This window comes from Paraburkholderia sp., assembly GCF_049581445.1.
Classification (GTDB): Bacteria; Pseudomonadota; Gammaproteobacteria; order Burkholderiales; family Burkholderiaceae; genus Paraburkholderia.
In genome coordinates, this window is sequence record NZ_JBAURZ010000371.1 from 16,534 (window position 1) to 29,284 (window position 12,751).

A 12,751-nucleotide genomic window follows, 5' to 3' on the forward strand; every position below is an offset into this window, starting at 1 on the left:
GGGATTACTCCAGTGAAAGGGTGTTGCGCAGCTTAAGCGGGGCGCGCGCCGATTGCCAGTTTGCCGCTGTCCCCGCTATTGCCATTATTGGCCGGGCGCCTCGCCAGCGGACGCTTCAGCGTACGCGCGTAACGCCGCGGCGGTTTGCGGATCGGCGGGGAAGAAGGCTTCGATGGCGAGCTCGGAAAGCGTCACATCGACGGGGGTGCCGAACACCGTGGTCGTGCTGAAGAACGACAGCACACCCAACGGCGTACGTAGACGCAGCGGCACTGCAATCTGGTTCAGCGCGGCGTTGCCGTCTTCCTGCTCGGTCTGCGCGCCTGGCGGCGTCGGGTAGGCGGTAAGTTCTTCGCGCAGAGCGGCGAGCGTGCCGTCCCCGCTGACCTCGATTTGCCGCTGCAGCCGCGCCAGCACATGAGCGCGCCACGCGTGCCAGTTGACGATGGACGACGCGATGCCCTCGGGATGCAGGCTCAACCGCAACGCATTGACGGGTGCCGCAAGCAAGGCTGCGCTCGCAGCGCCGACCAGCGGCGCGAGGGCACCGTTGGCGGCGACGATGGTCCAGTGCCGGTCGATCGCGAGCGCGGGATAGGGCTCGTGACCCTTCAGCACCAGCTCCACCGCTTCGCGCGCCGCCGCGAGCTGCGGGTCGCTCAACGGCCGCTCGCGAAAGAGCGGCGCGTATCCAGCTGCTTCCAGCAAGGTATTGCGGGCCCGCAGCGGCACGTCGAGACGTTCGGCGAGATGCATCACCATCTCGCGGCTCGGCAGCGCGCGGCCCGATTCGACGAAGCTCAGATGGCGCGTGGAGATGTCCGCTTCCGTCGCCAGCAGTAACTGACTCATCCGGCGCCGCTGCCGCCAGTCGCGCAGAAGTTCGCCGACGGGGCGGCTGGCCGTCGGGGAGGCTTGAGGTTGGGAGAGTGTGCTCATGCTGATGATCATAGCGAAAGCACGCACGCAATCCATTACCTCCCAGGTAAAGGGCAGCGAAACATAGGGCAGTGAAACATAGGGCAGTGAAACGCCCTCATCAGCAGACGCTCGTTCGACGGAGCGCTTCTCATCGCCTGGCATCGCTTCGGAGAGTCCCGCCGCCGGTCGGCTCGCATTTTCAGCCGCCAGACGCAAGTGCTACTTCCCTTCGCCAACACATTCAATTTTCTGCCTTCGTGGTTTGACGTGATGCCGCGCGGGAGGTGGATGCGTTCCACAGCATGTGCCAGCATTGCATTGTGGAAGTTGAATTGTCACTGTCGATGCAGGTGGTGGAACTGGAGCCGCAAGATAGGGCGCCCAATAGAACGGATACCTTATCGTGCCGCCTGGCAGCTCACCGCCGCTTCGATGAAGTGCCAGAATTCCAGCCCCGAAGGTCCCGCCGACTCCCAATATGAAGAAGAGGACGGAAGCCGCACTCGTCCATCTGATGCTCGGCAGGTACGTGTCCCACCAAAGTGGGGGCCGGTCGGCGCGACCCAGGCGACCCGTTAGCGCCAAAAGTCCAAGGACTCCGAAAAATATCGCCGCAAAGAACGAAGTCCATATTGCATCGATCAACAACGGCGGTAGATCCAAAACCAGATCTTTGGCGAACGTGATCTCAAATCCGAGCAGCACAGTCGAAAGAGTGAGAACCTGCTTAAGACTGTCGCCCGCAGCGGTGTAGGCGGCTTGTGTCCGGGTGTCCACCGTAACCTGTGTCTAAGAGAACGGCCAAAAGTGCGGGAACCTCAGCCTTGCAGCCGCGAGGTCATCTCTGCTGATATCCCATTTGCCTGCCGCAAGCGCTTGCCGCTGGGCCTCGTCCAGAAACTCTCTTAGATCATCCACGGCTGCCTGATAAACACGACGTCCCGGATCGACGCCGACATCCGCCAAACGTTGAATCCCAAGCTCGACCATCGTGTCGATTTCCGTTCGGGCCGCGGAATCGAATGGGTACAACTGGACAAGATCGGAGAAGTCGTTCGGGAGCAGATAAAGGGTCGACATCGCCTTTCTCGTTGTTGCCAGGCTTATTGAAGGGAAGTCTGTCTCAGTGCAGGCAATAGACAGCTCGCATTGCATGCGCGAGCATTGGCCTTTGATTAGCGTAGTCAATCTTTTTCAAACTGCAAGGATCGAAAGCACACGTGTCCGAGGTCGTCGAACACATCTCCTTTGCGAATTTCACTCGATCTCTGTGCGATTCCATTACCTCCCAGGTAATCGACGCGCAGCGCCGTATCGACGAACCTTCAGTCCGAGCCCGCCACAAACACCCCTGTTTGCCGTGCGCAGCGCTCACTCAATCCACTCAGGCAGGCAAGGCCAACGAAGCCGCCGGGTCCACTGAAGGAGTCTGTGATGAACACGCATACCGATCTGATCGACCGCTACTTCGACGCATGGAATGAAACCGACGCGGGACGCCGGCGCGAGCTGATCGCCTCGACATGGAGCACGAACGCCGCGTACCTCGATCCGCTGCTCTCAGGCGATGGCCACGACGGCATCGACGCGATGATTCGCGCCGTCCACGAACGCTTCCCGCATCACAGCTTCCGCCGCACGACCGAGGTTGACGGTTTCTCGAACCGGCTGCGTTTCTCGTGGGAACTGACGACGCCCGATGGCACGCCCATCGTCAAGGGTTCGGATTTCGGCGTGGTCGATACCGGCGGCCGTCTGCAAGCGGTGACCGGTTTTCTGGACTCGACACCCGGCGCCGAGTGAAACCGCTCGCTTTCACACTGCAGGAACAGCTTGCATGGGACCAGAGTAAGCGCTCAAGCGCCAACTCTGGTCGACATAGGAGAACAGATCATGAACGAGCCCCATGCCGCAGGTTGCGTGGCGCTGCTGATGCTCACGCGTGTGCTGGCCGCGCTCGAAGGGGCATCCACCACGATTGCCGGCTTCGCCTTGTTCGCGGGCGCGCGTGCCTTTACCTTTACCGCGTTGCTCGCGTGGCGTGAACCGGTACTGGGCGGTGCGGGACTCGTCTTGCTGGGATTGATTGGCTGGTTGCGCTGGTCCTGGCGCGGCGGGTGCGGCCAGGACCAGCGCTCCTAGACCAGCGTCTTTACATCGGCGGCGCGACGCCGTCCTTTTCGACTACTACGCGCTGCGCGACGAACGAGCCTTGCGAGGCAGGCGTAGCCACCACAAACACCTTCTTGCCGGCGACCAGATCCGTGCGCGCAGCCGGCACGAATGTCACGATAGGCACATTGGCCGGCACCGTCACCACGTTATTGCCGCCCTTGTACGACAGCTTCAGATCGCGGCCGCTGGTGCCTTGAACTACGGTATCGACATTGGCATTCGTCATCGAACTGTTCGGACCGAGGTCCCATGCATAGTGACCTTCGCCAGTGCCGCGCGCGCTTTCCGGAAACACCACGACTTCAGTGGCGGTCAGCTTGCCGTCGGTGCCGGTCGTGGCGGCGGTGCCGATGAACGATCCCGGTTTGATGTCTTCGAGTTGCATGGATTTGACGGCCGAGACGCCGACCGTCGGTTGGACGTCAATCGAGACGGTGTCGCCGCTGCGACGATGCACCATCAAGGTATCGCCATTGAGCGAGACGATCTCGCCGCGGATGCGCGCCGGCTTGACAGCAGGCGTCTGGGCAAGGGCGGCGCCGGCAAAGGCGAGCGTGGCAAGCGTGACGCCGAGTTTCAGGCGGATAGACATAGATGCTCCGTGAAAGAAATGCGAAATGAAGAACGGACTACGAAAGGATGGACTGCGAACGAATTAACTGCATTACAGGATTGAGCGCATCAGGAACCGCCAAACCAGTTGTAGCCCTGGTTCTCCCAATAGCCGCCGGGGTATTCGTTCGTCACGCTGATCGCGACGATATGCTTCGGATTCTTGTAGCCGAGTTTGGTCGGCATACGCAGCTTCATTGGGAAGCCGTATTTGGGCGGCAATATCTGGCCGTCGTAGGTAAGCGTAAGCAGCGTCTGCGCGTGCAGCGCAGTGGGCATGTCGATGCTGGTCCAGTAGTTGTCCGCGCAATGCAGCGAGACGTAGCGTGCCGTTGTGTCGGCACCGGCACGCCTGAGGAAATCGGCAAAGCGCACACCGCCCCATCGTCCAATCGCGCTCCAGCCTTCAATGCAGATGTGACGCGTAATCTGATCCTGCTGCGGCAGCGCGTGCAACTCGTCGAGCGTCCACACCCGTTTGCCGGTCGCGAGCCCGCCTACCTGCAGGCGGTAAGTGCCGGCGTCCACATCGGGCACATCGTCGATGTCGTAAAACGCGTTGAACGGAAACGGCCGCGTGATCATCGACTCGGGGTAAGTCGGTGCCATCCGGTTCGGGTCGAATAGCAACGCCTGCACGTCGTCATTGAAAAACGACATCTTGCGCAGCATCGTGTTCACCGACTTGTCATTGCTCAGATCGCAGCCGGACAGCATCGCGATGCCGCCGAGCGTGAGGATGCGTTTGCCGAGCAGGCGGCGCGCCGGGCTTTTCAGTTCGCCGTGTGCGTCCTTGATGATAGAAGCCGCGTGAGAAGTCAGCGGCACGTTCAGCTTGTGTTTTGGTTTGCGGGCATCCATGTCTACCGTCCGCGAATCATCAGAAGCAGTGAACGCGGCACCAGCGCGACCATGACGACATGTACGACGAAGAACGCCACCAGCACGCTCATCGCGACAAAATGCACGACGCGAGCATTGTCATAGCCGCCCATCAAGGTGCGCAGCAGCGGAAACTGCACCGATTTCCACACCGCGAGCCCGGATAAAACCAGCAACGCGATGTCAACAATCACGACCAGGTAGGCCAGTTTTTGAATCGCGTTGTAGCGGGAAAGATCGCCATGCGTGAGCTTGCCGCGTAGCGCGGAGACGGTATCGCTCGCAAGCGATCTGACTGTCAACGGCAGCAACTTTCGCGTAAAGCGCCCGGAAGCAAAGTTGAGCCCGAGGTAGACGAGAAAATTCGCGACCAGCAGCCACATCACTGCGAAATGCCAGAGCAGGGCGCCGCCTAGCCATCCGCCCAGCGTGATCGCGGGGGGAAACGTCAGCGCGGGAAAAATGGGGGAGGCGTCGTACACCTTCCAGCCACTCATCACCATCAGTACAACGGCGAGCGCGTTGATCCAATGGGTGACGCGAACCCAGACAGGTTGAATCGTGGTGTGACTCACTGCGACCCCATGAGTTGGTAGCGTTTTTTGTTCGGGGCGGTGACACACACGTTTGTGTTGGCAATGTCACCACCGGCCGCGCCGAGTCCATGCATTGACGGCGATAAGTTGATAAACACAACCGGGCTCGCGTTATTCCAGGGCAAGCAACAAATTTTTTTATTGTTGATTTGGGCTGATTTTGTTGGTGAAAACACCTATGGTCTGTGGAGGCAATGGCGCCCGGCGGGCCCTTTAGAGCAGTTGATCAAACGGTATATGAGGAAATGATCGTAACGCCACTTGTTACGATCCTATCAAACGATGTAGGATGATTGCGAATAAACCACCAGCCGTTGTTGTGCGACGCACAAAATCACGGACGTACCATGCCCGAAGCCCCTTCTTTTTTATCTTCATCGGTCATCGCGCTGCGAAGCTCAGTGGCCGTTCACCCGGAACGCAACCCTGGCGTGCCGTTCGACGCCTCGTGGCTCGATGGCCTGCGCGTCAATCAGTCGGCAGTCGAACGCCGTACTGCGACGCTCGGCACACGGCGCACGGTCAAGAAAGACGCCCAGGCGGCGTGGCTCTTGAAAGCCGTGACCAACATCGACCTCACCACGTTGAATGGCGACGACACTGAGGGCCGCGTGCGGCGCCTCTGCGCAAAAGCCCGTCAGCCGGTGCGTGCCGATATCCTCAGTGCGCTCGGTATGCCGCCGAACTCGATTACGACCGGAGCGGTGTGTGTCTATCACCGTTTCGTGGCTGCCGCCGTGGATGCGCTGGATGGCAGCGGCATTCCGGTTGCTGCGGTCTCGACAGGCTTCCCAGCGGGCTTGATTCCGCATCCGCTCAAGCTCAAAGAGATCGAAGCGTCGGTCGCCGACGGTGCGCAAGAGATCGACATCGTCGTGACACGCGAACATGTGCTCACCGGCAACTGGCAGGCGCTCTATAACGAAATGCGCGATTTCCGCGCGGCCTGCGGCCCGGCGCATGTGAAAGCGATTCTTGCTACCGGCGATATCCGCACCTTGTCCAATGTGGCGCGTGCGTCGATGGTCTGCATGATGGCCGGTGCGGATTTCATCAAGACGTCCACCGGTAAGGAAGGCACGAACGCCACGCTGGATGTCTCGCTGGTGATGGCGCGGATGATCCGCGAATACTACGAACGTACCGGCATCCTGATTGGATTTAAACCAGCCGGGGGTGTCTCCACTGCGAAGTCCGTGCTGACGTATCAGATCCTCATGAAAGAAGAGCTGGGTCGCGCGTGGCTCGAACCCGAGTTGTTCCGGATTGGTGCGTCGAGCCTGCTGGCCGATATCGAACGCCAACTCGAACACTACGTGAGCGGTCGTTATTCCTCCTTTAACCGTCACCCCGTTGCCTGAGCAGATCGATCCCATGAGCGTAGCCGAATATTTTTCTTCGATGGAGTACGGTCCCGCACCGGAGGACGATCAGCCCGCGCGGGCGTGGCTCGCGCAGCACGAGTCGAGCTTCGGGCATTTCATCAACGGAGCATGGCATGAGCCGGCCTCGGGCGAGCGTTTCGAATCGCACGAACCGGCGACGGGTCAACTGCTCGCGAAGATCGCCCAGGGCACCGAGGCCGACGTGGACGCGGCCGTTGCAGCCGCACGCGCCGCGCAGCCTGCATGGCTCGCACTTGGCGGCGCGGGTCGTGCCCGACATCTATATGCACTCGCTCGTATGGTGCAGCGGCATAGCCGACTGTTCGCCGTGCTTGAGGCACTCGACAACGGCAAGCCGATTCGTGAGACGCGTGACATTGATGTGCCGCTCGTCGCGCGCCACTTTTTGCATCACGCCGGTTGGGCGCAGTTGCAGGACAGCGAGTTTGCCGACTTCACACCGCTCGGTGTGGTGGGTCAGATCGTGCCGTGGAATTTCCCGCTGCTGATGCTTTCGTGGAAAATCGCACCGGCGATCGCCACAGGCAATTGCATCGTATTGAAGCCCGCTGAATACACGCCGCTCACAGCCCTGTTGTTTGCTGAACTGGCGCATCGCGCCGGTTTGCCGGCTGGTGTGGTGAACGTCGTGACCGGCGACGGCCGCACGGGCGCCTCGCTCGTCGAACATCCTGATGTCAACAAGCTGGCCTTTACGGGTTCCACGGAAGTGGGCCGCCAGATTCGCTCGGTGACGGCAGGCTCGGGAAAGTCGCTGACGCTCGAACTCGGCGGCAAGTCGCCGTTCATCGTATTCGACGATGCAGATCTCGACGGTGCTGTCGAAGGCGTAGTCGACGCCATCTGGTTCAACCAGGGGCAGGTGTGTTGCGCCGGTTCGCGTCTGCTGGTGCAGGAAGGCATCGAAGCGCGTTTCATCGAAAAGCTCAAGCGTCGCATGGCAACCTTGCGGGTGGGCTCGTCGCTCGACAAGAGCATCGATATCGGCGCGATTGTCGATCCGGTGCAACTGGAGCGGATTGAGTCGCTGGTGGAAGCAGGCCGTCGCGAAGGCTGCGCGGTGTGGCAAGCATCGGATGCACCGATGCCTTCACAAGGCTGCTTCTATCCACCGACGCTCGTTACCGGTGTTGCGCCCGCTTCGTTGCTGGCGCAGGAAGAAATCTTCGGCCCTGTGCTGATAACGATGAGCTTTCGCACGCCTGACGAAGCGGTTTCGCTCGCCAACAACACGCGTTATGGCCTCGCCGCCAGCGTGTGGAGCGAGACCATCGGCCGCGCGCTCGATATCGCGCCGCGCCTCGCGAGCGGTGTGGTGTGGATCAACGCCACCAACCTGTTCGATGCCGCTGTGGGATTTGGCGGCTATCGCGAGTCGGGTTATGGACGCGAAGGCGGGCGGGAGGGCATTTACGAATATCTGAAGCCGCGCGCCTGGCTTAAGCTCGCTGAGCGTGCGCCGCGCTCTGCCTTGATGCACGGTAACGGTGCGGGCTCGCATGCAGTGCAAGCGGGCCGCTCCAACGTCACACCTATCGATCGCACCGCGAAGCTGTTTATCGGCGGCAAGCAGGTACGCCCCGATGGCGGTTATTCTCTGCCGGTGTATGGTGCCGCTGGCGAGATGGTCGGCGAAGTGGGTGAGGGCAATCGCAAGGACATTCGTAACGCTGTCGAAGCGGCGCGCGCTGCGGGAAAGTGGTCGCTTGCAAGCACGCATAACCGCGCGCAGGTATTGTTCTATCTGGCGGAGAATCTGTCGGTACGTGCTGACGAATTCGCCCGGCAACTGATGGTGCGTACCGGGGTCGATGAAGCGGGCGCGCATGCGGAAGTCGAAGCAGCGGTCACGCGCCTCTTCACCTACGCCGCGTGGGCCGACAAGTACGACGGCGCGGTGCATACGCCGCCGTTGCGCGGTGTCGCGCTGGCGATGAACGAACCGCTCGGCGTGATCGGCATTGCCTGTCCGGATGAAGCGCCATTGCTCGGATTCGTGTCGCTGGTCGGCCCGGCACTGGCGATGGGCAACCGGGTCGTCGTGCTGCCAAGCGAGGCTTGCCCGCTGACAGCAACGGATCTGTATCAGGTGCTCGAAACGTCTGATGTACCCGCCGGTGTGGTGAATATCGTCACCGGCGAGCGCGCTGCGCTGCTGCCCGCGCTGGCAAAACACGATGACGTCGACGCGCTCTGGTGTTTCGGTAGCGCGGCGGACGCGAAGATGGTAGAAGGTGCGTCGGTTGGCAACCTGAAGCGCACGTTCGTCGATCATGGCCGCCAGTTCGACTGGTTCGACCGCTCGACGGAAGGCACCGCGTGGCTGCGCCAGGCTGTGCAAGTGAAGAACATCTGGATTCCGTACGGAGACTGACCGTCTGACACGTGGACGGGCAGCCGGCCAAATGAACATGTAGGAGACACTATGCTTAAAAATCTGGACCCGCTGTTGAATGCCGATGTACTGCAGGCGTTACGCGCGATGGGTCACGGTGATGAAGTCGTGATCTGCGACGCGAATTTCCCGGGCGACTCCGTTGCGCGTGCAACGGTACTGGGCAAACTGCTGCGTCTCGACGCTGACGCAGCGCGCGCGGTTCGTGCCGTGCTGTCCGTGTTGCCGCTGGACAGCTTTGTCGATGATCCGGCCTCGCGCATGGAAGTGGTAGGCGAGCCGAACACCGTCCCTGCCGTGCAGCGTGAAGCGCAGGTTGAAGTGAATGCCGCTGAAGGGCGCGACGTGCCGTTTGCGTCGATCGAGCGGTTTGCATTTTATGAGCGGGCGAAGAAAGCGTATTGCGTGATCGCAACCGGCGAGCAACGCGGTTATGGCTGCTTTGTGTTCAAGAAGGGTGTGCTGCTCGCTGCAGACGCGCCGTTGGCTACGGAGCGCAACAAATGAGTGAGCCGTCCCGACAAGATGGGCGCGTAGTGATTCTCGGCATCTACGTGACCGATCTGACGTTCCGCGCTGAACGTATGCCGCTGATCGGCGAAACGATCGCTGGTTCGGCCTTCGCAATGGGGCCCGGCGGCAAGGGTTCGAATCAGGCGGTGGCCGCCGCGCGAGCCGGCGCCCAAGTTGTGTTCTGCACGCGTATCGGTAACGACGCGTTTGGTACGATTGCACGCTCGACGTGGGCCGCCGAAGGCATCACAGCACGCGCCACCACGGTGGAAGGCATGTCGACGGGCGCCGCGCATATTTTTGTCGACGAAACCAATGGCAAGAACGCGATCATCGTCGCGTCCGGCGCGGCTGGCACGATGAACGCCGGCGACGTGGATGCGATTGAAGCGGATATCGCCAAGGCGCAAGTGTTCGTCACACAACTGGAGCAGCCGCTTGCCGCTGCGAAGCGCGGTCTCGAAGTAGCGCGCCGCCACGGCGTGACGACGGTGTTCAACCCCGCGCCCGCAGTGCCGCTCAACGACGACATTTTCCCGCTGTGCGACTACATTACGCCCAACGAAACGGAGGCCGCTACGCTGACAGGCGTGCCCATCGAGACGGTGGACGACGCGCGTCGCGCAGCAGATGTGCTGCTTGCCAAAGGCGTGGGTACGGTAATCGTCACGCTAGGCGAGGCCGGCGCGTTGTTGCATTCGGCTTCGCAATCGGTGCTGATACCTGCATTTAAATGCGGGCGGGTGGTGGAAACTGCCGGTGCCGGCGATGGCTTCACGGGCGGTTTTGCTGCTGCGCTCGCACGCGGTGCCGATCCGGTGGATGCGATGCGCTTTGGTTGCGCGTTGGCAGGCATCTCCGTGACGCGCGCTGGTACAGCGCCGTCCATGCCGACGCTCGCCGAAGTGAATCAGGTATTGAGTCAGTCGGGCCAGCCGGTATCGGCGCAATAAGCGGTCCACTAAGGAGTCTGTCCTTACCATGAAGTCTTTGCTTGCTCCTGGAAAAATGTTCGGCGACCGGCAGCTCAACTTTTTGCTGGTGGTCAACGTAGTCGTGGTGCTGGTGGCGACCTTGCTGTCGCACGGCCAGTTTGTCGACATCGACAATCTGCAGTCGATGGGCAGCCAGTTGCCTGAGCTGGGCCTGCTGGCGCTCGGCATCATGCTTTCGATGATCTCGGGCAACGGCGGTATCGATCTGTCCGGCGTTGGTCTCGCCAATCTGTCGGGCATGGCCGCCGCGCTGATCCTTCCCAGGATCATCAGCAGCGACGCGTCGCCGGTCGCGTATACCGCAGTCTTTTGCGTGATCGTGGTGGTGGTGGGTGTGCTGGGCGGTTTCCTGAACGGCCTGGTCATTGCAAAGCTGCGGCTCACGCCGATCCTTTGTACGCTCGGCACGCAATTGCTGTTCACCGGTATCGCGGTCGTGTTGAGCAACGGCGCCTCGGTGCCGGTCGAATATGTCGATCAGCTTTCGGATATCGGCAATGGCACATGGCTTCAGGTACCGATTTCTTTCGTCATCTTTGTTGCCGCGATTATCGTGTTGGGGTGGTTGCTCAGACGCAGTCCGTTCGGCATGCGTCTTTATCTGATGGGCACCAACCCGAAAGCCGCGTTCTATGCTGGCATTCCGCGTGACCGCATGCTGATCCTCACGTACACGATGTGCGGCGTGCTCGCTTCGCTCGCCGGGCTGATCAGCGCGACGCACACGTCCAGTGCGAAATGGGATTACGGTAATTCGTATCTGCTGATCTCGATCCTGATCGCGGTGATGGGCGGCGTGAATCCCGCCGGTGGCCGTGGCCGCATCATCTCCGTGTTTTTTGCCGCGTTGGTGCTGCAATTTCTCGCGAGTCTGTTCAATCTGCTCGGCGTGTCGCAGTTCTTCGGCGATTGCGCGTGGGGCTTTTTGCTGTTGCTGTCGTTGGCGTTTGCAGGTGGCGAGAAGGTCAGTGCGATCTTCGGCTTCGCCGCGCGCCCCAGTTCGGCGGCTCCCAAACGTTAGGCGTTAGTCAGGCGTGGTGCGTGGCGAGGTTAGGTCACGCAGACAAGGTTTTAGTACGCGGCGGACATCGGGGCCCTGGATGTCCGCAACCGTGAAGCAGGGCGACATCGAAAGAAAAAAGGAGACTTGGCATGAAACTGAATCGACTGGCCGCCGCGCTCGCAGCAGGCGCTCTTGCGGTGGGCGTAATCACTGCGGCCCAAGCGGCGAATCCCGTGACCATCGTCACGGTGGTGAAGGTGACCGGGATCAACTGGTTCAACCGCATGGACGAGGGCGTCAAGCAATTCGCGAAGGACAACCCGGGCGTGACGGCCTATCAGACCGGACCGGGCCAGGCAGACGCGGCGCAGCAACTGAAGATCATCGAAGACCTGATCGCCAAGAAGGTCGATGCGCTGGCCGTCGTCCCCTACGATCCGCCGACGCTCGAACCCGCGCTGAAGAAAGCGATGGACCGCGGCATCAAGGTGGTCACGCATGAGGCGGACAACGAAAAGAACACGATGGTCGACGTCGAAGCGTTCGACAACACGGCCTATGGTGCAAACCTGAACCAGCACCTCGCCAGCTGTATGCACGACGAAGGCAAGTGGGTTGCGCTGGTGGGCTCGCTCGGCAGCCGCTCGCAGGTGCAGTGGGCCGATGGCGGGATCAGCAACGCGAAGGCCAAGTATCCGAAGATGGATCTGGTCGAGCCGAAGCTCGAAACCAACAACGATGGCGAGCGCGCCTATGAAGTTGCGAAGGAAGTGCTGCGCAAGCATCCGGACCTGAAGGGCTTCCAGGGTTCGTCGTCGCTGGACGTGATCGGCATTGGCCGGGCGGTTGAAGAAGCGGGCCTGCAAGGCAAGATTTGCGTGTACGGCACGGGTCTGCCGACTGAAGCAGGCAAGTTCCTCGAAAGCGGTGCCATCAACGGCATTTCGTTCTGGGATCCGAAGCTTGCTGGCCTGGCGATGAACAAGATCGCGTTGATGCTGATCCAGGGCAAAACGGTGCATGACGGCGACGACCTTGGCCTGCCGGGCTACAACAAGGTGACGGTGACCAAGGGTCCGGGCAAGGGCATTATCGTGCGCGGTCAGGGCTGGGTCGATGTCGACAAGTCGAACTACAAGAACTACTCGTTCTAACGCGAGTCAGTTCCTGTGTAACGGTGTGCCTGCTTCGGCAGGTGAAGGTGGCGGGCACACCTCGCAAGGAAACGCTGGGCCGCCCCAGTTTTTCGCACC

13 protein-coding genes are annotated in these 12,751 nt (G+C 61.0%); 8 read left to right on the plus strand and 5 right to left on the minus strand.

Annotated elements, in window-relative coordinates:
- Positions 1-84 precede the first annotated feature (84 nt).
- Both WCA85_RS31890 and WCA85_RS31895 read right to left on the minus strand, forming a co-directional pair.
- A complete protein-coding gene (locus WCA85_RS31890; protein WP_424069167.1) occupies positions 85-939 on the minus strand; it encodes a helix-turn-helix domain-containing protein in 855 nt (284 codons plus the stop codon).
- Positions 940-1,710: 771 nt separating this feature from the next.
- Positions 1,711-2,001 (minus strand): hypothetical protein, encoded by a 291-nt coding sequence (locus WCA85_RS31895; RefSeq protein ID WP_424069169.1) that lies wholly within the window; start codon positions 1,999-2,001, stop codon positions 1,711-1,713.
- Positions 2,002-2,355: 354 nt separating this feature from the next.
- On the opposite strand from WCA85_RS31895, the gene WCA85_RS31900 reads away from it, so the two are divergent.
- The gene (locus tag WCA85_RS31900; protein WP_424069171.1) at positions 2,356-2,724 is read left to right on the plus strand and encodes a nuclear transport factor 2 family protein; all 369 of its coding nucleotides are present in this window, start codon (positions 2,356-2,358) and stop codon (positions 2,722-2,724) included.
- A gap of 90 nt (positions 2,725-2,814) precedes the next feature.
- Positions 2,815-3,063 (plus strand): hypothetical protein, encoded by a 249-nt coding sequence (locus tag WCA85_RS31905; RefSeq protein ID WP_424069173.1) that lies wholly within the window; start codon positions 2,815-2,817, stop codon positions 3,061-3,063.
- Between the two features lie 10 nt (positions 3,064-3,073).
- Here the strand turns inward: WCA85_RS31905 and WCA85_RS31910 are convergent, their stop codons facing one another.
- The 3 genes from WCA85_RS31910 to WCA85_RS31920 form a co-directional block, all read right to left on the minus strand.
- Positions 3,074-3,688 carry a hypothetical protein gene (locus tag WCA85_RS31910; protein ID WP_424069175.1) on the minus strand — a complete coding sequence of 205 codons (615 nt, stop codon included), beginning with the start codon at positions 3,686-3,688 and terminating at the stop codon, positions 3,074-3,076.
- Between the two features lie 89 nt (positions 3,689-3,777).
- On the minus strand, positions 3,778-4,569 hold the full coding sequence (locus tag WCA85_RS31915) for a molybdopterin-dependent oxidoreductase (protein WP_424069177.1): 792 nt from the start codon (positions 4,567-4,569) through the stop codon (positions 3,778-3,780).
- 2 nt (positions 4,570-4,571) lie between these two features.
- On the minus strand, positions 4,572-5,165 hold the full coding sequence (locus WCA85_RS31920) for a cytochrome b/b6 domain-containing protein (RefSeq protein WP_424069179.1): 594 nt from the start codon (positions 5,163-5,165) through the stop codon (positions 4,572-4,574).
- A 368-nt stretch (positions 5,166-5,533) separates the two neighbouring features.
- On the opposite strand from WCA85_RS31920, the gene deoC reads away from it, so the two are divergent.
- From deoC to WCA85_RS31950, 6 genes are all read left to right on the plus strand, one after another.
- Complete coding sequence (deoC, locus tag WCA85_RS31925) at positions 5,534-6,547, plus strand: deoxyribose-phosphate aldolase (RefSeq protein ID WP_424069181.1); 1,014 nt, start codon at positions 5,534-5,536, stop codon at positions 6,545-6,547.
- 13 nt (positions 6,548-6,560) lie between these two features.
- Positions 6,561-8,966 (plus strand): aldehyde dehydrogenase family protein, encoded by a 2,406-nt coding sequence (locus WCA85_RS31930; protein ID WP_424069183.1) that lies wholly within the window; start codon positions 6,561-6,563, stop codon positions 8,964-8,966.
- Positions 8,967-9,017: 51 nt separating this feature from the next.
- A complete protein-coding gene (locus WCA85_RS31935) occupies positions 9,018-9,494 on the plus strand; it encodes an RbsD/FucU family protein (RefSeq protein WP_424069185.1) in 477 nt (158 codons plus the stop codon).
- A complete protein-coding gene (gene rbsK, locus WCA85_RS31940) occupies positions 9,491-10,453 on the plus strand; it encodes a ribokinase (protein ID WP_424069187.1) in 963 nt (320 codons plus the stop codon). The genes WCA85_RS31935 and rbsK overlap by 4 nt, the downstream gene beginning before the upstream one ends.
- Before the next feature lie 28 nt (positions 10,454-10,481).
- Positions 10,482-11,516, plus strand: coding sequence for an ABC transporter permease (locus tag WCA85_RS31945; RefSeq protein ID WP_424069189.1), 1,035 nt, complete (start codon positions 10,482-10,484; stop codon positions 11,514-11,516).
- Between the two features lie 131 nt (positions 11,517-11,647).
- Positions 11,648-12,652 carry an autoinducer 2 ABC transporter substrate-binding protein gene (locus tag WCA85_RS31950; protein WP_424069191.1) on the plus strand — a complete coding sequence of 335 codons (1,005 nt, stop codon included), beginning with the start codon at positions 11,648-11,650 and terminating at the stop codon, positions 12,650-12,652.
- Positions 12,653-12,751 lie beyond the last annotated feature (99 nt).